Here is a 20,981-nt window from a genome sequence, read left to right on the forward strand (position 1 = left end):
GGATTCTCCTTCGATCTGACCGTGATCTGGGCGGGGATCATCGCCTTCGCGGTGCTCGTCTACGTCGTCCTCGACGGCTTCGACCTCGGGCTCGGCATGCTCTTCGCGACGGAGCGGCACCGCCACGACCGCGACGTGATGATGAACACGGTGGCGCCGGTCTGGGACGGTAACGAAACCTGGCTCATCCTGGGGGGCGGTGGGCTCTTCGCGGCGTTCCCGCTGGCCTATTCGCTGATCCTGCCGGCGCTCTACGCGCCGATCATCGCGATGCTGCTCGCGCTGATCTTCCGCGGCGTCGCGTTCGAGTTCCGGTGGCGCACCGAGCGTTGGCGGGGGGTCTGGGACATCGCCTTCATCGGCGGCTCGGCAATGGCGGCGCTGGCGCAGGGCATCACGCTGGGCGGATTGCTGCAGGGGATCGAGATCGACAAGGCCGGACGCATCTACGACGGCGGCTGGTGGGACTGGCTCACGCCGTTCTCGCTCACCGTCGGCGTCGCGGTGATGGTGGGCTACATGCTGCTCGGGGCGACGTGGCTGGTGATGAAGACGACGGACGACCTGCAGGAGCGCATGCGCAAGCGGGCCTGGCCGCTCGGCGTCGGGACGATCGGTTTCATCGGGCTCGTGAGCCTGTGGACGCCGTTCCTGCAGGAGGGCTACTACAACCGCTGGTTCGCGGATTGGCGCATCGCGCTGGCGGGGCTGGTCGGGCTGGCGGTCCTCGGTATCGCCGCGCTCATGTTCAAGTCGCTGACCGTGCACAAGCACGAATACCGGCCCTTCGTGCTGTCGCTGCTGCTCTTCGTGCTGTGCTTCGGCGGGCTCGGCGTGTCGATGTTCCCCTATATCGTGCCCACCGAGGTCACGATCTGGGAAGCCGCCGCGCCGCGGGCGAGCCAGATCTTCATGCTGGTCGGCGCGGCCATCCTGCTGCCCGTGATCCTGACCTACACGGCCTATGCCTATTGGGTGTTCCGCGGAAAGGTGGACCCGGATTCCGGGTATCACTGATGTCGCCGCGACTCCGCAGGTTTCTATGGTTCGTCGGGATCTGGGCGGCCTCCGTGCTCGTCCTCGGCTTCGTGGCCTGGGTCATTCGTCTGGCGATCGTCTGACGGCGGACCTCTCGCAGGCCGGCTTCGCAATCCTGTTCCGATCCGTCCCGTATCGGAGGCTCGAGACCCGACGCGAGGTCCACCATTCGGAAGCTGGAGAACGCGACGCGCGGCGCCGCCCGGACCGGGCCGCACCTTGCATCGCGCCGCCGCCCGGCTTATCTCGCCCTCGGTTCGCAAAAGGAAGCGGTGACGATGGCTACCACCAACCCCGTGCAGTTCATTCAGCAGACCCGTGCCGAGATTGCGAAGATCGCCTGGCCGACGCGACGCGAGGTGATCCTGACGACGGTCATGGTCTTCCTGCTCGCGATGCTGGCGGCGACGTTCTTCTTCCTCGTCGACCTCGTCATCCGGACCGGTCTGACGACCCTGCTCGAGTCGTTCTGACAGGACGATTTCCTTGCGGTCCTGGGCGCGGGGCCAATGGCCTTGAATCCCCGGCATCCGGACGTTAGACGGCCGCAAACCCGACGATTGACGGCGCGCATCGATTCGAGATGGGCGCTGTTTCATATTTTGGACGGTCCCGACCCGGACGAGCGGGCGGCCCCAGCGGAGAGGCGCGAGCGAGAGATGGCGAAGCGGTGGTATTCGGTCAGCGTGCTGTCCAATTTCGAGAAGCGCGTCGCCGAGCAGATCCGGCAGGCGGTGGCCGAGCAATCCCTCGAGGACCAGATCGAGGAAGTGCTGGTACCGACCGAGGAGGTCCTCGAGGTGCGCCGCGGCAAGAAGGTCACGTCCGAGCGGCGCTTCATGCCCGGCTACGTGCTCGTGCGGATGGAGATGTCCGACGAGGGCTACCATCTCGTGAACTCGATCAACCGGGTCACCGGCTTCCTCGGGCCGCAGGGCCGGCCGATGCCGATGCGCGACGCCGAGGTGAACCAGATTCTCAACCGCGTCCAGGAAGGCGAGGAGGCGCCGCGCAGCCTCATCACCTTCGACGTCGGCGAGGACGTCAACGTGACCGACGGTCCGTTCGAGGGATTCTCGGGCGAGGTCGAGGAGGTCGACGACGAGGCGCAGAGCCTCAAGGTCTCGGTGTCCATCTTCGGCCGCGCCACGCCGGTCGAGCTGAAATTCACGCAGGTCTCCAAGGCTTCGTGATCGGACGTGGGAGGCGAGGGCGCGGCCGATAGGCGGCCCGGACCGAACCACGGCAAGGCGCCCCGAACGGGGCATGTGTAGGGGGGACGTCGTTCCCCGCCGAATAGGAGAGAGCCAATGGCGAAGAAACTCGTCGGCAAGATGAAGCTGCAGATCAAGGCCGGGCAGGCCAATCCCAGCCCGCCTGTCGGCCCCGCGCTCGGTCAGCGCGGGATCAACATCATGGAGTTTTGCAAGGCCTTCAACGCCAAGACGCAGGACATGGAGCCGGGCGCGCCGTGCCCGACCGTGATCACCTACTACCAGGACAAGTCCTTCACGATGGACATCAAGACGCCGCCGGCGTCGTATTTCCTCAAGAAGGCCGCCGGACTGAAGCCCGTGGGCAAGCGCAACCGCCCGAAGGGCGCGGTGCAGCCGGGCCGCGAGACGGCCGGGACCGTGAGCGTCGCGCAGGTGCGCGAGATCGCGGAGACGAAGATGAAGGACCTGTCGGCCACCGACATCGAGGCCGCGATGAAGATCGTTCTGGGCTCGGCGAAGTCCATGGGTATCGAGGTACGGTAATGGCCAAGCTTGGAAAACGCGCAAAAGCCGCTCGCGAGGCGTTCGCGGGCAAGGAGAACATCTCCGTGCAGGAGGCGGTCGACCTGATCAAGGCGAACGCCAAGACGAAGTTCGACCAGACGGTCGAGATCGCGATGAATCTCGGCGTCGATCCGCGCCACGCCGACCAGATGGTCCGCGGTGTCGTCTCGCTGCCGAACGGCACCGGCAAGGATGTCCGCGTCGCCGTCTTCGCCCGCGGTCCGAAGGCCGAGGAGGCGCTCGCCGCCGGGGCCGACATCGTCGGTGCCGAGGACCTGATGGAGACGGTGCAGTCGGGCAAGATCGAGTTCGACCGCTGCATCGCGACGCCCGACATGATGCCGATCGTCGGCCGGCTGGGCAAGGTTCTGGGCCCGCGCAACCTGATGCCGAACCCGAAGGTCGGCACGGTGACGATGGACGTGGCGCAGGCCGTCAAGGACGCCAAGGGCGGCCAGGTCCAGTTCAAGGCCGAGAAGGCGGGCGTGGTCCATGCCGGCGTCGGCAAGGCCAGCTTCGACGCGGCCAAGCTGCGCGAGAACGTGCTGGCCTTCGTCGACGCGGTCTCGAAGGCGAAGCCGTCGGGTGCGAAGGGGAACTACCTCAAGAGCATCTCGCTCAGCTCCAGCATGGGCCCGGGCGTCAAGATCAACGTCGAGAGCGCGACTGGCAACGAGTGAGCCGCTCGACGACGCGAACTTGATGGGGGCGGGCCTGCGGGTCCGCCCCTCGTCGTTTCAGCCGTCGCCGCCTGCGGTCGCGGCGCCGGCGGCCGCGGCCAACCCGCGCCGCGCCGCGTCGAGCGTTCCCGGCGATTGCCGGGCAGCGGCGAGCGACGCGTCGAGGTCACGTCCCTCGATAGCCGCAGCCGCAAGCTCCGACAGGGCGTAGCTCCGCGCATGCGCGGGGCCGCCGAGCGCGGCCCGGGCGAGCGCCATCACGTCGAGCTGGTCGAAATGGGAGCCGAGCAGGCCCGCCCCCGCGACGGCTTCGCCGTCGGCATTGGCGCGGCACGCCTCGGCATCCGACGAGAAGAAGGATTGGCAGAGCGACGGCCGTGCCTCGTAGGCGCGGCAGGTGCGGCTGTCCGGATCGAGCGCGGGGCAGGCGGCCGGGTGCCAGGCGCGGCCGTCCGGACGGCCCGCGAGCGGTGCGAGCGCCGCATGCATCCGCCGGGCCTCGTTCTCGGTGATCGTTCCGCCGTCCGGGCCGTCGAGGATGCAGCAGAACGCGCAGCCCTGCGCGCAGGCGGCGTGGGCCACCTCGGGCGGCGGGGTCTGCATCGTCTGCGCCCGCACGATCTGGCCGATCTGCTCCGCCGCCGCGCCGGAGGCCAGCGCGTCCACCGCGACGGGTGCCGTCAGGCCGCGCGCGAACCCTGCGTCGAGCCAGGCGAGCAGGAGCCGGCGCGCCCGGTCCGTCCGTCCGGCCCCGTCAGTCGCGCGGCCGCCACCCGGCGCCGGAGGCCCGCCGCATCGAGCGGCGCGGCGCCGGCCTCGCGGGCCGCACGACGACGGGCGGCGCGGGCGGAGGGAACCGTGGGGCGGGGCATCGCGATCTCCTTCTGCAGGCGCCCGGCAGGCTGGGGCGGTTTCCGGCGATCCGCAACCGGACCGGGGCGCGGGCACACGAATTCGCGACCGGTCCCTTCACATTGTCCGCAACGGCCGCTAGACGATCCCGCAGACGGGGGCTGCGATTCGCGGGCCCCGTTCTGTCGTCCGAGACGGCGGGTTGGCTTCACGCCGCTAAATCCTGCCCGAGACGGGAAATGATCAGCTTCCGTTGGGCCCTCCGGGGTTCGGGTGGGGTTGCGAAGGACCCGTAAGGACTTGGATCGCCGGGCATGCGCCCGGTCGACGAGAGCCGGAGGGGGTCCCCCTCCACACTTGGAGTGAAACTGTGGATAGAGCCCAGAAAGAGAAAGTGGTCGAGGAACTCGGCCAGATCTTCGAAAGCTCTGGCGTCGTGGTGGTCAGCCGCTACGAAGGCATGACAGTTGCCGAAATGCAGGACCTGCGCGCGCGTATGCGCGAAGCGGGCGGGTCCGTTCGCGTGGCCAAGAACAAGCTCGCCAAGATCGCCCTCGAGGGGAAGGCTGCCAGCAGCATTTCCACGCACCTCACGGGCATGACCGTACTCGCCTATTCCGAGGACCCCGTCGCCGCGGCGAAGGTCATCGACGCGTATGCCAGGGACAACTCCAAGCTGGAGATCCTCGGCGGCGCGATGGGCGAGACGGCGCTGGACACCGCCGGTGTTTCGGTGGTCGCGAAGATGCCCAGCCGCGAGGAGCTCATTGCTTCCATCGCGGGCTGCATCGGCGCGCCCGCCTCGAACATCGCGGGGGCCATCGGCGCGCCTGCTTCCAACATCGCGAGCATCCTCTCGACCATCGAAGAGAAGGCTGCCTGAGGCAAACACCGTCATCCTTCGTCGCGGTCTTGAATGGCCCGGCACCGGAACACATCTTAACGAAACGGAAACAGTAAAATGGCTGATCTGAAGAAACTCGCCGAAGAGATCGTTGGTCTGACGCTTCTCGAGGCCCAGGAACTGAAAACCATCCTCAAGGACGAGTACGGCATCGAGCCCGCCGCCGGCGGCGCGGTGATGATGGCCGGTCCGGCCGATGCCGGCGGCGGCGCCGCGGCGGCCGAGGAGCAGACCGAGTTCGACGTCATCCTGAAGTCGGCCGGTGCCTCCAAGATCAACGTGATCAAGGAAGTCCGCGGCATCACCGGGCTTGGCCTGAAGGAAGCCAAGGACCTTGTCGAGGCCGGCGGCAAGGCCGTCAAGGAGCAGGTCTCCAAGGACGAGGCCGAAGAGATCAAGGCGAAGCTCGAGGCGGCCGGCGCCGAAGTCGAACTCAAGTGATCGCCCCGCTTCGGCGGTCGATCTGAACGCTGGGTGGCACCGGAGCGCCGGTGCCACCCGCTCCTGTCTCGGCAAGCCCGCATCATCGGGCTTTCCCGGTCAGGAGGTCGGGGACGGAGGCGCGCCCGTGGGACGGCGTGCTAGATGGTCCCCCCTCGTACGACCCTTTTCGCAGGCCGTGGTCCCCGGTGCCCGACGGGACCCACGGCGCGAAACTTGAAAGGCGAGCAGCACATGGCTCAGGCGCAGGCGTCCTCCAAACGTATCCGTCGGTATTATGGCAAGCTGGAGGAAGTTCTTCAGATGCCGAACCTCATCGAGGTTCAGAAGTCCTCCTACGACCTCTTCCTGAAGTCCGGGGACGGGGAAGCCCCCCTCGACGGCGAGGGCCTGATGGGGACGTTCCAGTCGGTCTTCCCGATCAAGGACTTCAACGAGACGGCGGTTCTCGAATTCGTGAAGTACGAACTCGAGGAGCCGAAATACGACGTCGAGGAATGCCAGACCCGCGACATGACCTATTCGGCGCCGCTGAAGGTCACGCTGCGCCTGATCGTATTCGATGCCGACGAGGATACCGGCGCGAAATCCGTCAAGGACATCAAGGAACAGGACGTCTTCATGGGCGACATGCCCCTGATGACGAAGAACGGGACGTTCATCGTGAACGGCACCGAGCGGGTCATCGTCTCCCAGATGCACCGGAGCCCGGGCGTGTTCTTCGACCACGACAAGGGCAAGACGCATTCCTCGGGCAAGCTGCTCTTCGCCTGCCGGATCATCCCCTATCGCGGCTCCTGGCTCGACTTCGAGTTCGACGCCAAGGACCTCGTCTTCTGCCGTATCGACCGCCGCCGGAAGCTGCCGGTGACGACCCTGCTCTATGCCCTCGGCATGGATCAGGAAGGCATCATGAACGCCTATTACGACACGGTGGAGTACAAGCACCGCCGCGGCGAGGGCTGGGCCACGAAGTTCTTCCCCGAGCGCTACAACGGTCAGCGTCCGGCGATGGACGTGATCGACGCGGCGACGGGCGAGGTCGTGCTCGAAGCCGGCAAGAAGGTCACGCCGCGCCAGGTCAAGAAGCTGCGCGAGGAAAGCGCGGTCGACGAGATCCTCGTTCCCTTCGACGCGATCGTCGGCAAGTTCGCGTCGCGCGACATCATCGACGAGTCGAACGGCGCCATCTTCGTCGAGGCGGGTGACGAGCTCACCTGGGAGATCGGCAAGGACGGCGAGGTGTCGGGCGGCACGCTGAAGGAGTTGCTGGACGCGGGCGTGGACGACATCCCGGTGCTCGACATCGACAACGTCACGGTCGGCCCCTACATCCGCAACACGATGGCCGCCGACAAAAACGTCGGCCGCGACGGCGCGCTGATGGACATCTACCGCGTCATGCGTCCGGGCGAGCCGCCCACCGTGGACGCGGCACAGGCCCTGTTCGACCAGCTCTTCCGTGACAGCGAGCGTTACGACCTTTCGGCCGTGGGCCGGGTGAAGATGAACATGCGCCTCGACCTCGACGCCGAGGACACGGTCCGCACGCTGCGCGACGAGGACATCCTCGCCTGCATCAAGGCATTGGTGGAGCTGCGCGACGGGCGTGGCGAGATCGACGACATCGACCACCTCGGCAACCGCCGTGTGCGGTCGGTCGGCGAGCTGATGGAGAACCAGTACCGCGTCGGCCTCCTGCGCATGGAGCGGGCGATCAAGGAACGCATGTCCTCGGTCGAGATCGACACGGTGATGCCGCAGGACCTGATCAACGCGAAGCCGGCCGCGGCCGCGGTGCGCGAGTTCTTCGGCTCCTCGCAGCTGTCGCAGTTCATGGACCAGACCAACCCGCTCTCCGAGGTGACGCACAAGCGTCGTCTCTCGGCGCTCGGGCCGGGCGGCCTGACACGGGAGCGCGCGGGCTTCGAGGTCCGCGACGTGCACCCGACCCACTATGGCCGTATGTGCCCGATCGAGACGCCGGAAGGCCCGAACATCGGCCTGATCAACTCGCTCGCCACCTTCGCACGGGTGAACAAGTACGGCTTCATCGAGACGCCCTACCGGGTCGTGAAGGACGGACAGGTCACCGACGAGGTGCACTACATGTCCGCGACCGAGGAGATGCGGCACACGGTGGCGCAGGCCAACGCGCAGCTGACGCATGACGGCCGCTTCGAGAACGAACTGGTCTCCACCCGTCAGTCGGGCGACTACATGCTGCAGAGCCGCGACAACGTCGACCTGATCGACGTGTCGCCGAAGCAGCTGGTCTCGGTCGCCGCGGCGCTGATCCCGTTCCTCGAGAACGACGACGCGAACCGCGCGCTGATGGGCTCCAACATGCAGCGGCAGGCCGTACCGCTCCTCCGCGCCGATGCGCCCTTCGTGGGCACCGGCATGGAGGGCGTCGTGGCCCGCGATTCCGGGGCCGCCATCATGGCGCGCCGCGGCGGCGTGATCGACCAGGTCGACGCCGAGCGGATCGTCGTGCGCGCCACCGAGGACCTCGCCCTCGGCGACGCAGGCGTGGACATCTACCGCCTGCGCAAGTTCCAGCGGTCGAACCAGAACACCTGCATCAACCAGCGTCCGCTGGTGAAGGTGGGCGACACGGTCACCAAGAACGAGGTCATCGCGGACGGCCCGTCCACCGACATGGGGGAACTGGCGCTCGGCAAGAACGTCATCGTCGCCTTCATGCCGTGGAACGGCTACAACTACGAGGACTCGATCCTGATCTCGGAGCGCGTCTCGCGCGACGACGTGTTCACCTCGATCCACATCGAGGAGTTCGAGGTCGCGGCCCGCGACACCAAGCTCGGGCCGGAGGAGATCACCCGCGACATCCCGAACGTCGGCGAGGAGGCGCTGCGCAACCTCGACGAGGCGGGCATCGTCTATATCGGCGCCGACGTGGAGCCGGGCGACATCCTCGTGGGCAAGATCACTCCCAAGGGCGAAAGCCCGATGACGCCGGAGGAAAAGCTTCTCCGCGCCATCTTCGGGGAGAAGGCCTCCGACGTGCGCGACACTTCGCTGCGGGTGAAGCCGGGCGATTACGGCACCGTGGTCGAGGTCCGCGTCTTCAACCGCCACGGCGTGGAGAAGGACGAGCGGGCGCTGCAGATCGAGCGCGAGCTGGTCGAGCGCCTGGCACGCGACCGCGACGACGAGCGCGAGATTCTCGACCGCAACATCTATGCCCGCCTGAAGGGCATGATCGAGGGCAAGAATGCGGTGAAGGGCCCGAAGGGCTTCAAGCCGAACACGGTCGTCGACGATGCCGCGCTCGAGCCGCTGAGCCGTGGTCAATGGTGGCAGATCGCGCTGGAGGACGAGGAATCGGCCAAGCAGGTCGAGGCTTTGAACGAGCAGTACGAGATCCAGAAGCGCACCCTCGAGGCACGGTTCGAGGACAAGGTGGAGAAGGTGCGCCGCGGCGACGACCTGCCGCCGGGCGTGATGAAGATGGTCAAGGTCTTCATCGCGGTGAAGCGCAAGCTCCAGCCCGGCGACAAGATGGCCGGCCGTCACGGCAACAAGGGCGTCATCTCCAAGGTCGTGCCGATGGAGGACATGCCGTTCCTCGCGGACGGCACGCCGGTCGATTTCGTGCTCAATCCGCTGGGCGTGCCCTCGCGGATGAACGTGGGCCAGATCCTCGAAACCCATATGGGCTGGGCCGCGCGCGGTCTGGGGCTCAAGATCGACGAGGCGCTGGACGATTACCGGCGCTCCGGCGACCTGACCCCGGTGCGCGACGCGATGAAGATCGCCTACGGCGAAGAGGCCTACGAGGAGGCGATGGCGTCGATGGAGGACGATCAGCTGGTCGAGGTGGCGGGCAACGTCATCCACGGCGTGCCGATCGCCACGCCGGTCTTCGACGGTGCCAAGGAAGGGGACGTCAACGACGCCCTGACCCGCGCCGGCTTCGACACGTCGGGCCAGTCCGACCTGTTCGACGGACGCACCGGCGAGAAGTTCTCGCGTCAGGTGACCGTCGGCGTGAAGTACCTGCTGAAGCTGCACCACCTCGTGGACGACAAGATCCACGCGCGCTCGACCGGGCCCTACAGCCTCGTCACGCAGCAGCCCCTGGGCGGCAAGGCGCAGTTCGGCGGCCAGCGCTTCGGCGAGATGGAGGTCTGGGCGCTCGAAGCCTACGGCGCGGCCTACACCCTGCAGGAGATGCTGACGGTGAAGTCCGACGACGTGGCCGGCCGGACCAAGGTCTACGAGTCGATCGTCAAGGGCGAGGACAACTTCGAGGCGGGCGTTCCCGAGAGCTTCAACGTGCTCGTCAAGGAAGTCCGCGGCCTCGGCTTGAACATGGAGCTTCTGGACTCGGAGGAAGAGACGGGTTGACGCTATCGAGCCTCGAAGCCTGGCCGGTGATCTTCGCAGTCTTCGCGGGGTTCATCGGCTCGGGTTTCGTAGTCTTAGCCTTACGGCTTCCGTCAAACGGAGAGCGCTGGTTCGATGACTACCACCGACCACGCGCTCTTATGTGGGGCTTCGCCATCCTAGCTCTCGCCGCCGACGCAGCCTTCTTTGAAATCCTACCCGTATGGGGAAAATAGAATGAACCAGGAACTGACCAACAACCCGTTCAATCCCGTCGCACCGCAGAAGGTGTTCGACGAGATCAAGGTCTCGCTGGCCTCCCCCGAGCGGATCCTCTCGTGGTCCTACGGGGAGATCAAGAAGCCCGAAACGATCAACTACCGCACGTTCAAGCCCGAGCGTGACGGCCTGTTCTGCGCGCGCATCTTCGGTCCGATCAAGGATTACGAATGCCTGTGCGGCAAGTACAAGCGCATGAAGTACCGCGGCGTCGTCTGCGAGAAGTGCGGCGTGGAAGTGACGCTGCAGAAGGTTCGGCGCGAGCGCATGGGCCATATCGAGCTGGCCTCGCCGGTCGCGCATATCTGGTTCCTGAAGTCGCTGCCCTCCCGCATCGGCCTGATGCTGGACATGACGCTCCGCGACCTCGAGCGGATCCTCTACTTCGAGAATTACGTCGTCATCGAGCCGGGCCTGACGGACCTCACCTACGGTCAGCTGATGACCGAGGAGGAGTTCATGGACGCGCAGGACGCCTATGGCGCCGATGCGTTCCAGGCCAATATTGGGGCCGAGGCGATCCGCGAGATGCTGGCCGCCATCGACCTCGAGCAGGAGGCCGCGACGCTGCGCGAGGATCTCAAGGAGGCCACGGGCGAGCTCAAGCCGAAGAAGATCATCAAGCGCCTGAAGATCGTCGAGAGCTTCATCGAATCCGGCAACCGCCCGGAATGGATGATCCTCACCGTCGTGCCGGTCATCCCGCCGGAGCTGCGTCCGCTCGTCCCGCTCGACGGCGGCCGGTTCGCGACGTCCGACCTGAACGACCTCTATCGCCGGGTCATCAACCGCAACAACCGCCTCAAACGGCTCATCGAGTTGCGCGCGCCCGACATCATCGTGCGCAACGAGAAGCGGATGCTGCAGGAATCCGTCGACGCGCTGTTCGACAACGGCCGTCGCGGCCGCGTCATCACCGGCGCCAACAAGCGTCCGCTGAAATCGCTCTCCGACATGCTCAAGGGCAAGCAGGGCCGGTTCCGGCAGAACCTGCTCGGCAAGCGCGTGGATTTCTCGGGCCGCTCGGTCATCGTGACCGGCCCCGAGCTCAAGCTGCATCAATGCGGCCTGCCCAAGAAGATGGCGCTCGAGCTGTTCAAGCCGTTCATCTATTCGCGGCTGGAGGCGAAGGGGCTCAGCTCCACCGTCAAGCAGGCCAAGAAGCTCGTGGAGAAGGAGCGTCCGGAAGTCTGGGACATCCTCGACGAGGTGATCCGTGAGCACCCGGTCCTGCTGAACCGCGCGCCGACGCTGCACCGTCTGGGCATCCAGGCCTTCGAGCCCGTGCTCATCGAAGGCAAGGCGATCCAGCTGCACCCGCTCGTCTGCTCGGCCTTCAACGCCGACTTCGACGGCGACCAGATGGCCGTTCACGTGCCGCTCTCGCTCGAGGCGCAGCTCGAGGCGCGCGTCCTGATGATGTCCACGAACAACGTGCTGTCGCCCGCGAACGGCGCGCCGATCATCGTGCCGTCGCAGGACATGGTCCTGGGTCTCTACTACGTCTCGATGGAACGCTCGGGCATGAAGGGCGAGGGGATGGTCTTCTCCTCGGTCGACGAGGTGACCCACGCGCTCGAGGCCGGGGAGGTGCATCTGCACGCCAAGATCAAGGCGCGCGTCACCCAGATCGACGAGATGGGCGAGGAGGTCGGCCGTCTCTACGAGACGACGCCGGGCCGCGTCCGTCTGGGCTCGATGCTGCCGCTCAACGCGAAGGCCCCGTTCGAGCTGGTCAACCGCCTGCTTCGCAAGAAGGAGGTGCAGCAGGTCATCGACACCGTCTACCGCTATTGCGGCCAGAAGGAATCGGTCATCTTCTGCGACCAGATCATGACGCTCGGCTTCCGCGAGGCCTTCAAGGCGGGCATCTCGTTCGGCAAGGACGACATGGTCATCCCCGAAGCCAAGTGGGAGACCGTCGAGGCCACCCGGAATCAGGTCAAGGATTTCGAGCAGCAATACATGGACGGCCTGATCACCCAGGGCGAGAAGTACAACAAGGTCGTGGACGCCTGGTCGAAGTGCAACGACCGGGTGACCGAGGCCATGATGTCCACCATTTCGGTCGCGGGCAACGACGAGAACGGCGCGGAGAACGAGCCGAACTCGGTCTACATGATGGCCCATTCCGGCGCGCGTGGCTCGGTCACCCAGATGAAGCAGCTGGGCGGGATGCGCGGCCTGATGGCGAAGCCGAACGGCGACATCATCGAGACGCCGATCATCTCGAACTTCAAGGAAGGCCTGACCGTGCTGGAGTACTTCAACTCCACCCACGGCGCGCGGAAGGGTCTGTCGGACACGGCGCTCAAGACCGCGAACTCGGGCTACCTGACGCGGCGTCTCGTCGACGTGGCGCAGGATTGCATCGTCCGCAGCGACGATTGCGGGACCGAGAAGGCGATCACCGCCGCGGCGGCCGTCAATGACGGCGAGGTCGTCGCCACCCTGGCCGAGCGCGTGCTGGGCCGGGTCGCGGCGGACGATGTGGTCAAGCCGGGCTCCGACGAGGTGATCGTCAAGGCCGGCGAGCTCATCGACGAGCGCCGCGCCGACGCGATCGACACGGCCAACGTCGTCTCCATGCGCATCCGCTCGCCGCTGACCTGCGAGGCGGAGGAGGGCGTCTGCGCGACCTGCTACGGGCGCGACCTCGCCCGCGGCACCAAGGTGAACCTCGGCGAGGCCGTCGGCATCATCGCCGCGCAGTCCATCGGCGAGCCGGGCACGCAGCTGACGATGCGGACCTTCCACATCGGCGGCGTCGCCCAGGGTGGCCAGCAATCGTTCATGGAGGCTTCGGCCCCTGGAACGGTCTCGCTGCGCAACCCGAACACGCTGACCAACGATTCCGGTCAGACGATCGTGATGGGGCGCAACATGACCCTCGTCATCATCGACGAGAACGGGGAGGAGCGGGCCAGCCACAAGCTCGGCTACGGCACGACCCTCCATGTCGAGGATGGCGCCAAGGTGGCCCGCGGCGACAAGCTCTTCGAGTGGGACCCCTACACCCTGCCGATCATCGCGGAAGGGGACGGCAAGGCGCGCTTCGTCGATCTCTACGCGGGCATCTCGATCCGCGACGAGACCGACGACGCGACGGGCATGACCCAGAAGATCGTGACCGACTGGCGGTCAGCGCCGAAGGGCGGCGACCTCAAGCCCGAGGTCATCGTCGTCGGCGAGGACGGGGAGCCCGTGCGCAACGAGGCGGGCAACCCGGTCACCTACCCGATGTCGGTCGACGCCATCCTGTCGATCGAGGACGGGCAGATGCTGAAGGCGGGCGACGTCGTCGCGCGGATCCCGCGCGAGGGCGCCAAGACCAAGGACATCACGGGCGGCCTGCCGCGCGTGGCGGAGCTGTTCGAGGCGCGCCGGCCCAAGGACCACGCGATCATCGCGGAAGCCGACGGCTACGTGAAATTCGGCAAGGACTACAAGAACAAGCGCCGGATCACGGTCGTGCCGACCGACGAGAGCATGGAGCCGCTAGACTACATGATCCCGAAGGGCAAGCACATCCCCGTCGCGGAGGGCGACTTCGTCCAGAAGGGCGACTACATCATGGACGGCAACCCCGCGCCGCATGACATCCTTCGCATCCTGGGGGTCGAGGCGCTCGCCGATTACCTGATCGACGAGGTGCAGGACGTGTACCGACTGCAGGGCGTGAAGATCAACGACAAGCACATCGAGGTCATCGTCCGGCAGATGCTCCAGAAGTTCGAGGTGCTCGACTCGGGCGACACCACGCTTCTGAAGGGGGAGCATATCGACAAGGCGGAGCTCGACGAGGCGAACGCGAAGGCCGAGAAGCGGGGCGATCGCATCGCCCAGGCCGAGCCGATCCTCCTCGGGATCACCAAGGCGTCGCTGCAGACCCGCAGCTTCATCTCGGCCGCCTCCTTCCAGGAGACGACGCGCGTGCTGACCGAGGCTTCGGTGCAGGGCAAGCGCGACAAGCTCGTGGGCTTGAAGGAGAACGTCATCGTCGGCCGGCTGATCCCGGCGGGCACCGGTGGCGCGACCCAGAAGATGCGCGCCATCGCCACGCAGCGCGACAGCGTCGTGATCGAGGAAGCGCGGATCGAGGCCGAGAAGGCCGCCGCGCTCGCCGCACCGACGAAGGAGCCGTCGGCCGAGGACGCGTTCCGCACGCCGGAGGAGCAGCCGGGGGAATGATCTCCGGCTGACGCGGAAAAGGAAAAGGCCCCCGGCGCGATGCGTGCCGGGGGCCTTCTTCGTATCCGGCGCCGGGGAGGGGGCGGGGCGGGATCGAAACTCTCAGGAGCGGGGTCGCATGGCGTCGCGAAGAAGGACGGCCGAGACCGAAAGGATGAGACCGAACGAGCCGCCGAGGCTATACATCGCAAGGCCCCAGAGAAGGGACCAGCCGCCGATGAGGGCGATGGCGGCGAACAGGATGCCCGTGAGCACCGCGAGTATCAGATGAGCCAGCAACATTCTGTCGATACTCGAATCTAAATCTTGCTAAACGTTTAACGCGGCCGCCTCGCCAGACGAGAGATGCCGCCTTTTCGCCCATTGTCTCCGCGGAACGCCCATGCAAGCAACCGCGCATGGATTTTCGCAACCAGATCGTCGGCGTGATCCGTTTCTCCTACCCGGCGACCAGCGGCTTCGCGGCGAGCCGTCTCGGCGCGGGTGCGCTGGAGGCGATGCTCTACGAGTCCGCTCGGCTGGAGCGCCGATTCGCGATGTTCGAAGGCATCGCCCTGCCGTCCCTGGCAGCCCAGACGGACGGGGACTTCACCTGCGTGATCCTGACGGGCCGGAGCTTGCCGGCGGCGGCGCGGGACCGGCTGGAGGCGCTCTGCGCCCGGCATCCGTTCCTCGATCTCTGCGTCCTGAAGGCCAATGACCCGCTCACCTCCGCGCGCCGGGCGTTCCGCAAGGCGGTCCACGGGGACAGCACGCACGTGACCGGGTTCCGGCTCGACGACGACGATGCCGTCGCGAAGGATTACGTCGCCCGTGTCCGGGCGCGGAGCGACGCCCTTCTCGCCGGGGGCTTCGCGGACGGCCCGATCGCCCATGCCTTCACGCGCGGGCTCTACTGGGACCTGCGCGCGGCGGAGCGGTCGTTTCACGCCTTCCGCGAAGCCTGCGCGCCGAGTGCCGCCTGCGCCATGATCACGGCGGCGTCGCTCCGGACCTGCATCTACCGCTACAACCATCGCCGTCTGGGGAGTTTCGTGCCGACCTTCCTCGAGCCGGGCGACGCCCCGATGTTCGTGCGCACGCTGCACGACACGAACGACAGCGGCCGGACCGTCCCGCCGCATGCGGAGGCACTCGAGACGTCACGCGGGCTCGCCGTCCTGACCGACCGTTTCGGGATCGACCCGGAAACGGCGGCCGGGCTGATGGCGCCGGCGTAATGAGCGGCCCGGAGCGGCCCAGATGACGATGACGGACAACCTGCGCGGCTCGGTCCTGATGATGGGTTCGATGGCGGCGTTCAGCTTCAACGACGCCACGATCAAGTTCCTGGCCCAGGGCCTGCCGACCTTCCAGATCGTCCTTCTGCGCGGCGTGGCGGTGACTCTGCTGATCGCGCTCCTGGCGTGGCTCACCGGCGCGCTTCGCCGCCCGATCCCGCGCGCCGACATGCCGCTCGTGATCGGACGGTCCGTTGCCGAGGTCGTCTCGTTCTACCCCTTCGTCCTGGCGCTTACCCACATGCCGCTCGCCAACGTCACGGCGATCCTGCAGGTGCTTCCGCTGACGATCACCGCGGCGGGCGCGCTGTTCCTCGGCGAACGCGTCGGCTGGCGGCGATGGACGGCCATCGCGATCGGCTTCGCCGGCGTCCTCCTGATCGTGCGGCCGGGCGGGGCGGATTTCGACGGCTGGTCGCTGGTCGCGCTGACGGCGATGTTGACGATCACCGCGCGCGACCTCATCACCCGGCGCCTGTCGAAGGACGTCCCCTCGCTGAAGGTCGCGATCTTCACCGCCGCGGGCGTGATGCTCCTCGGGCTCGTCCTCACGCTCTTCGAGACATGGGAACCGATCGACGGCAACCACGGGATGCTCGTCCTCGCCGCGGCGGGGTTCATCTTCTTCGGCTACCTGTTCTCGATCATGGCGATGCGCGTGGGCGAGGTCGCGGCGGTCACGCCGTTCCGCTACACCGCGCTGATCTGGGGCCTGATGCTCGGCTGGGCGGTGTTCGACGAATGGCCGAAGCCGCTCACCCTGATCGGCGCGGCCCTGATCGCCGGCACGGGGCTCTACACGCTCTGGCGCGAGGGACGGCCGGCCCCGGCGCCGCGCCCCACCGGGCCGCCCGACGGTCGGACGTGACCGCCATTCGGTCCTTCGGGGCGTCCCACCGATGTGACACAGCCGTAAAACAGCCATAACACGGCCGTAACACACGGCGCCCTGGTCCCGGTGGCCGCGTTGACACCCCCCGGCGATTCGCCTATGTGCGGCCTCAATTCGGTCCGGGCGCACGCGCGTCCGATCCGGACAAGCCAGAACCGTCGCGCAAGATCCGGGATACTGCTTCCCGCATCCTCTGTCACCAAACCGCATCGTCCAGGTCGGAATTCCGGGCGGCTGCGGTCGCAGGTCTTTGGGGCGTCCGAACCGGACAAGTGTTTGAACTGATTACGGGGAACCCCTGATGCCCACCATCCAGCAGCTGATCCGCAAGCCGCGGCAGCCCAAGGTCAAGCGGTCCAAGTCCCAGCACCTGGAAGGCTGCCCGCAGAAACGCGGCGTCTGCACGCGCGTCTACACCACCACGCCGAAGAAGCCGAACTCGGCCATGCGGAAGGTCGCCAAGGTGCGCCTGACCAACGGCTTCGAGGTGATCTCCTACATCCCCGGCGAAAGCCACAACCTGCAGGAGCACTCGGTGGTCCTGATCCGCGGCGGCCGCGTCAAGGACCTTCCGGGCGTGCGCTACCACATCCTGCGCGGCGTGCTCGACACGCAGGGCGTCAAGGACCGTCGCCAGCGTCGTTCCAAGTATGGCGCGAAGCGTCCGAAATAACTTCGTCATCCCCGCCATCGCGGGGATCTCCATCCACGAGATCTCGGGTCCGGCCCGAGGATGACAGAAACGAAGAGAGTATAGCAGATGTCCCGCCGTCACGCCGCCGAGAAGCGCGAAGTCCTCCCCGACGCCAAGTTCGGGGACAAGGTCCTGACCAAGTTCATGAACAACCTTATGATCGACGGCAAGAAGTCGGTCGCCGAGAAGATCGTCTACAGCGCGATGGATCGCGTCGAGGGCAAGCTCAAGCGCTCGCCCATCGAGGTCTTCACCGAGGCGCTCGACAACGTGAAGCCGTCGGTCGAGGTCCGCTCCCGCCGGGTCGGCGGCGCGACCTACCAGGTCCCCGTCGAGGTCCGCCCCGAGCGTCGCGAGGCGCTGGCGATCCGCTGGCTCATCAACGCCGCCCGCGCGCGCAACGAGAATACGATGGAGGCGCGTCTTGCCGGTGAGCTGATCGACGCCGTCCAGTCGCGTGGCTCCGCCGTCAAGAAGCGGGAAGACACCCACAAGATGGCCGATGCCAACAAGGCGTTCAGCCACTACCGCTGGTAAGTTCCGCACCTATCTATAGCGACATGCGGCGGGCCGTCCGGGCCCCCGCTACCGTCTCCTCCTCCCATTCGAGGTAAGCCCCATGGCCCGCGACTATCCCCTCAAGCGCTACCGCAACTTCGGCATCATGGCGCATATCGACGCCGGCAAGACGACGTGCTCCGAGCGCATCCTTTTCTACACCGGCAAGTCCCACAACATCGGCGAGGTCCATGACGGCGCCGCCACGATGGACTGGATGGAGCAGGAGCAGGAGCGGGGGATCACCATCACCTCGGCCGCGACGACCACCTTCTGGCAGCGTCAGGAAGAGCCGACCACCGAAGGCACGTCCGACACCAAGTACCGGATGAACATCATCGACACGCCCGGCCACGTGGACTTCACGATCGAAGTCGAGCGTTCGCTGGCCGTGCTCGACGGTGCCGTCTGCGTTCTGGACGCCAATGCCGGCGTGGAGCCGCAGACCGAGACCGTCTGGCGCCAGGCCGACCGCTACAAGGTCCCGCGGATCGTCTTCGTCAACAAGATGGACAAGATCGGCGCCGATTTTTTCAACTGCGTTCGCATGATCGAGGATCGCACCGGCGCCCGTGCCGTGCCCGTCGCCCTGCCCATCGGCGCCGAGAACGAGCTGGAAGGCCTGATCGACCTCGTCACCATGGAAGAGTGGGTCTGGAAGGGTGAGGATCTTGGCGCGTCCTGGATCAAGCAGCCCGTCCGTGATGACCTCAAGGCGATGGCCGAAGAATGGCGTGGCAAGATGATCGAGGCCGCCGTCGAAATGGACGACGACGCCATGGAAGCGTATTTGATGGACGCGGCCGAGCCTGAGATCGACGCACTGCGCGCCATGCTGCGCAAGGGCTGTCTGTCGCTGTCCTTTGTCCCCGTGCTGGGTGGCTCGGCGTTCAAGAACAAGGGCGTGCAGCCTTTGCTCAACGCGGTCATCGACTATCTTCCGTCTCCGATGGATGTCGTCGACTACATGGGCTTCCGCCCGGGCGACGAGGAAGAGACGCGCAACATCCCGCGCCGCGCGGACGATTCGATGCCCTTCGCGGGCCTCGCGTTCAAGATCATGAACGACCCGTTCGTCGGCTCGCTGACCTTCACCCGCATCTATTCGGGCGTCCTCAACAAGGGCGACACGCTCCTGAACACCACGAAGGGCAAGAAGGAGCGGGTCGGTCGGATGATGATGATGCATTCGAACAATCGTGAGGAAATCACGGAAGCGTTCGCGGGTGACATCATCGCGCTGGCCGGACTCAAGGATACGACCACGGGTGACACTTTGTCGGACGCGAGCGATCCGGTCGTTCTCGAGACGATGACGTTCCCCGATCCGGTCATCGAGATCGCGGTCGAACCGAAGACCAAGGCCGACCAGGAGAAAATGTCTCAGGGCTTGGCCCGCCTGGCCGCCGAAGATCCGTCCTTCCGCGTCGAAACCGATATGGAATCGGGTCAGACGATCATGAAGGGGATGGGCGAACTCCATCTCGACATCCTGGTCGACCGCCTGAAGCGAGAGTTCAAGGTCGAGGCCAATATCGGCGCCCCGCAGGTGGCCTATCGCGAAACGATCGGTCACGAGGTCGAGCACACCTACACCCACAAGAAGCAGTCGGGTGGTTCGGGCCAGTTCGCCGAGGTCAAGCTCCTCATCTCGCCGACGCAACCAGGCGAAGGTTATTCCTTCGAGTCCAAGATCGTCGGCGGCGCGGTGCCGAAGGAATACGTTCCGGGTGTCGAGAAGGGCATCGCTTCGGTCATGGATTCCGGCCCGCTCGCGGGCTTCCCGGTGATCGACTTCAAGGTCCAGCTACTGGACGGCAAGTTCCACGACGTCGACTCCTCGGTACTGGCCTTCGAGATCGCCGGTCGCATGTGTATGCGGGAAGGCATGCGCAAGGCGGGCGCCAAGCTGCTCGAGCCGGTCATGAAGGTCGAGGTGATCACGCCGGAGGAATATACCGGCAGCATCATCGGCGACCTGACCTCCCGTCGCGGGCAGGTGAACGGGCAGGACACGCGCGGCAACGCGATCGCGATCGACTGCTTCGTGCCGCTGGCGAACATGTTCGGCTACATCAACACGCTGCGCTCGATGTCTTCGGGCCGCGCGCAGTTCACGATGCAGTTCGACCATTACGATCCGGTGCCGCAGAACATCTCGGAAGAGATCCAGAAAAAGTACGCGTAAGCGTCACACGGTTCGCCGGCTTCCGGGCCGGCGAACCGACCGCGCTCCGGGAGAATCGATGCATCTGTTCGACCAGAAGATCACGTATGTGAGCGTCCCCAAATGTGCCTGCACGACGTTGAAGCATTTCATGTTCACGGTGCAGAACGGCTTTCAGTTCCGCAATTTCACCGTGGCCGCGAAAGACTATACGGTGCATGTCCTGTCCCGATCCGTGCCCTTCGAAGACCTGGCGCATGATCGCATCGCCGATCATTACAAGTTCGTGCTGGTCCGGGCGCCGGTGAGCCGGGTCAAGTCCTGCTACGAAAGCAAGGTGCTCGGCGGGGCCATGCGTCGGCAAAAGGATGCGAAGCGCCGTCTGAAGAAGAAGGGACTTCCGCCGAACCCATCTTTCGCGGAGTTCGTCGAGCAGCTGAGCGAGTACCAGGACGCCTCGCCGGTCATTCGCAACCACTCCATGCCGCTTTCCCATTTCCTCGGCGTCGATCCGGGTTGGTTCGATCGCATCTACCGTATGTCTGAAATCGACCAGCTTGCCGCCGACATCCGGGACCGTACAGGGTCAGATGCCGAGCTCGTTCACCGCAACCGCACGACGAAGAAGATCGACCCGTCCGAACTGACACCGGACCTCGTAGCGAAGATCGATGACATGTTCCGGGAGGATCATGAACTCTACGATCGCTGGTTCGATCCGGCGCCCGTGGCGGGCGAAGCTGCAAGCGCAACCTGAATCAGCGTCCGTCCGGCAGGGGCGGCGACAAGGAGAACATCATGGCGAAGGCAAAGTTCGAACGCACGAAACCGCACGTGAACATCGGGACGATCGGTCACGTGGATCACGGCA

The 20,981-nt window shown here is 66.0% G+C and carries 19 protein-coding genes; 16 read left to right on the forward strand and 3 right to left on the reverse strand.

Annotation, left to right across the window (positions count from 1 at the left end):
- Positions 1–15: 15 nt before the first annotated feature.
- The 6 genes from cydB to rplA all read left to right on the forward strand — a co-directional run bounded on the left by cydB (position 16) and on the right by rplA (position 3,499).
- Entirely contained in the window at positions 16–1,017 is a 1,002-nt protein-coding gene (cydB, locus tag Q1A87_RS20460; protein ID WP_299655848.1) for a cytochrome d ubiquinol oxidase subunit II, read from the forward strand.
- Entirely contained in the window at positions 1,017–1,121 is a 105-nt protein-coding gene (locus tag Q1A87_RS20465; RefSeq protein WP_299655793.1) for a DUF2474 family protein, read from the forward strand. Before cydB ends, Q1A87_RS20465 begins: the two co-directional genes overlap by 1 nt.
- A gap of 195 nt (positions 1,122–1,316) precedes the next feature.
- Positions 1,317–1,511 carry a preprotein translocase subunit SecE gene (gene secE / locus Q1A87_RS20470; RefSeq protein ID WP_299655796.1) on the forward strand — a complete coding sequence of 65 codons (195 nt, stop codon included), beginning with the start codon at positions 1,317–1,319 and terminating at the stop codon, positions 1,509–1,511.
- 186 nt (positions 1,512–1,697) lie between these two features.
- Positions 1,698–2,231, forward strand: a complete 534-nt coding sequence (nusG, locus tag Q1A87_RS20475; RefSeq protein WP_299655799.1) for a transcription termination/antitermination protein NusG — start codon at positions 1,698–1,700, stop codon at positions 2,229–2,231.
- 117 nt (positions 2,232–2,348) lie between these two features.
- A complete protein-coding gene (gene rplK, locus Q1A87_RS20480) occupies positions 2,349–2,798 on the forward strand; it encodes a 50S ribosomal protein L11 (RefSeq protein WP_299655802.1) in 450 nt (149 codons plus the stop codon).
- On the forward strand, positions 2,798–3,499 hold the full coding sequence (gene rplA, locus Q1A87_RS20485; protein ID WP_299655805.1) for a 50S ribosomal protein L1: 702 nt from the start codon (positions 2,798–2,800) through the stop codon (positions 3,497–3,499). Before rplK ends, rplA begins: the two co-directional genes overlap by 1 nt.
- Positions 3,500–3,556: 57 nt before the next feature.
- Here rplA and Q1A87_RS20490 read toward each other — a convergent pair whose 3' ends face one another.
- Complete coding sequence (locus Q1A87_RS20490) at positions 3,557–4,165, reverse strand: YkgJ family cysteine cluster protein (protein WP_299655808.1); 609 nt, start codon at positions 4,163–4,165, stop codon at positions 3,557–3,559.
- Positions 4,166–4,179: 14 nt separating this feature from the next.
- Positions 4,180–4,371, reverse strand: a complete 192-nt coding sequence (locus tag Q1A87_RS20495; protein ID WP_299655811.1) for a hypothetical protein — start codon at positions 4,369–4,371, stop codon at positions 4,180–4,182.
- A gap of 350 nt (positions 4,372–4,721) precedes the next feature.
- Here Q1A87_RS20495 and rplJ point away from each other — a divergent pair, with 350 nt between their 5' ends.
- From rplJ to rpoC, 4 genes are all read left to right on the forward strand, one after another.
- Complete coding sequence (rplJ, locus tag Q1A87_RS20500) at positions 4,722–5,234, forward strand: 50S ribosomal protein L10 (protein WP_299655814.1); 513 nt, start codon at positions 4,722–4,724, stop codon at positions 5,232–5,234.
- A gap of 78 nt (positions 5,235–5,312) precedes the next feature.
- Positions 5,313–5,696, forward strand: coding sequence for a 50S ribosomal protein L7/L12 (rplL, locus tag Q1A87_RS20505; protein WP_299655817.1), 384 nt, complete (start codon positions 5,313–5,315; stop codon positions 5,694–5,696).
- Between the two features lie 234 nt (positions 5,697–5,930).
- Positions 5,931–10,070 carry a DNA-directed RNA polymerase subunit beta gene (gene rpoB, locus Q1A87_RS20510; RefSeq protein ID WP_299655820.1) on the forward strand — a complete coding sequence of 1,380 codons (4,140 nt, stop codon included), beginning with the start codon at positions 5,931–5,933 and terminating at the stop codon, positions 10,068–10,070.
- A gap of 216 nt (positions 10,071–10,286) precedes the next feature.
- Complete coding sequence (gene rpoC / locus Q1A87_RS20515) at positions 10,287–14,519, forward strand: DNA-directed RNA polymerase subunit beta' (protein WP_299655823.1); 4,233 nt, start codon at positions 10,287–10,289, stop codon at positions 14,517–14,519.
- Positions 14,520–14,621: 102 nt separating this feature from the next.
- On the opposite strand, the gene Q1A87_RS20520 is transcribed toward rpoC, so the two are convergent.
- Positions 14,622–14,801, reverse strand: coding sequence for a hypothetical protein (locus tag Q1A87_RS20520; protein ID WP_299655826.1), 180 nt, complete (start codon positions 14,799–14,801; stop codon positions 14,622–14,624).
- 116 nt (positions 14,802–14,917) lie between these two features.
- On the opposite strand from Q1A87_RS20520, the gene Q1A87_RS20525 reads away from it, so the two are divergent.
- From Q1A87_RS20525 to Q1A87_RS20550, 6 genes are all read left to right on the forward strand, one after another.
- Positions 14,918–15,739 (forward strand): glycosyltransferase, encoded by an 822-nt coding sequence (locus Q1A87_RS20525; RefSeq protein WP_299655828.1) that lies wholly within the window; start codon positions 14,918–14,920, stop codon positions 15,737–15,739.
- A gap of 22 nt (positions 15,740–15,761) precedes the next feature.
- Complete coding sequence (locus tag Q1A87_RS20530) at positions 15,762–16,667, forward strand: DMT family transporter (protein ID WP_363323034.1); 906 nt, start codon at positions 15,762–15,764, stop codon at positions 16,665–16,667.
- A 325-nt stretch (positions 16,668–16,992) separates the two neighbouring features.
- Positions 16,993–17,364 (forward strand): 30S ribosomal protein S12, encoded by a 372-nt coding sequence (gene rpsL, locus Q1A87_RS20535; RefSeq protein WP_055085582.1) that lies wholly within the window; start codon positions 16,993–16,995, stop codon positions 17,362–17,364.
- Between the two features lie 87 nt (positions 17,365–17,451).
- Positions 17,452–17,922, forward strand: coding sequence for a 30S ribosomal protein S7 (gene rpsG / locus Q1A87_RS20540; protein ID WP_299655839.1), 471 nt, complete (start codon positions 17,452–17,454; stop codon positions 17,920–17,922).
- Between the two features lie 82 nt (positions 17,923–18,004).
- A complete protein-coding gene (gene fusA, locus Q1A87_RS20545) occupies positions 18,005–20,131 on the forward strand; it encodes an elongation factor G (RefSeq protein WP_299655842.1) in 2,127 nt (708 codons plus the stop codon).
- A gap of 58 nt (positions 20,132–20,189) precedes the next feature.
- Positions 20,190–20,867 (forward strand): sulfotransferase family 2 domain-containing protein, encoded by a 678-nt coding sequence (locus Q1A87_RS20550; RefSeq protein ID WP_299655845.1) that lies wholly within the window; start codon positions 20,190–20,192, stop codon positions 20,865–20,867.
- Positions 20,868–20,981: the final 114 nt, after the last annotated feature.

Source organism: uncultured Jannaschia sp. (assembly GCF_947494055.1).
Lineage (GTDB): Bacteria > Pseudomonadota > Alphaproteobacteria > Rhodobacterales > Rhodobacteraceae > Jannaschia.

Excerpts from the sequence above, each read along its gene's own strand:
- Q1A87_RS20495 (WP_299655811.1), bottom strand. The coding sequence starts at position 4,371 with ATGCCCCGCCCCACGGTTCCCTCCGCCCGCGCCGCCCGTCGTCGTGCG.
- rpoB (WP_299655820.1), top strand. The coding sequence starts at position 5,931 with ATGGCTCAGGCGCAGGCGTCCTCCAAACGTATCCGTCGGTATTATGGC.
- rpoC (WP_299655823.1), top strand. The coding sequence starts at position 10,287 with ATGAACCAGGAACTGACCAACAACCCGTTCAATCCCGTCGCACCGCAG.
- Q1A87_RS20465 (WP_299655793.1), top strand. The coding sequence starts at position 1,017 with ATGTCGCCGCGACTCCGCAGGTTTCTATGGTTCGTCGGGATCTGGGCG.
- rplK (WP_299655802.1), top strand. The coding sequence starts at position 2,349 with ATGGCGAAGAAACTCGTCGGCAAGATGAAGCTGCAGATCAAGGCCGGG.
- Q1A87_RS20520 (WP_299655826.1), bottom strand. The coding sequence starts at position 14,801 with ATGTTGCTGGCTCATCTGATACTCGCGGTGCTCACGGGCATCCTGTTC.
- rpsL (WP_055085582.1), top strand. The coding sequence starts at position 16,993 with ATGCCCACCATCCAGCAGCTGATCCGCAAGCCGCGGCAGCCCAAGGTC.
- Q1A87_RS20530 (WP_363323034.1), top strand. The coding sequence starts at position 15,762 with ATGACGATGACGGACAACCTGCGCGGCTCGGTCCTGATGATGGGTTCG.
- rpsG (WP_299655839.1), top strand. The coding sequence starts at position 17,452 with ATGTCCCGCCGTCACGCCGCCGAGAAGCGCGAAGTCCTCCCCGACGCC.
- Q1A87_RS20550 (WP_299655845.1), top strand. The coding sequence starts at position 20,190 with ATGCATCTGTTCGACCAGAAGATCACGTATGTGAGCGTCCCCAAATGT.
- rplA (WP_299655805.1), top strand. The coding sequence starts at position 2,798 with ATGGCCAAGCTTGGAAAACGCGCAAAAGCCGCTCGCGAGGCGTTCGCG.
- rplL (WP_299655817.1), top strand. The coding sequence starts at position 5,313 with ATGGCTGATCTGAAGAAACTCGCCGAAGAGATCGTTGGTCTGACGCTT.
- Q1A87_RS20525 (WP_299655828.1), top strand. The coding sequence starts at position 14,918 with ATGGATTTTCGCAACCAGATCGTCGGCGTGATCCGTTTCTCCTACCCG.
- secE (WP_299655796.1), top strand. The coding sequence starts at position 1,317 with ATGGCTACCACCAACCCCGTGCAGTTCATTCAGCAGACCCGTGCCGAG.
- nusG (WP_299655799.1), top strand. The coding sequence starts at position 1,698 with ATGGCGAAGCGGTGGTATTCGGTCAGCGTGCTGTCCAATTTCGAGAAG.
- fusA (WP_299655842.1), top strand. The coding sequence starts at position 18,005 with ATGGCCCGCGACTATCCCCTCAAGCGCTACCGCAACTTCGGCATCATG.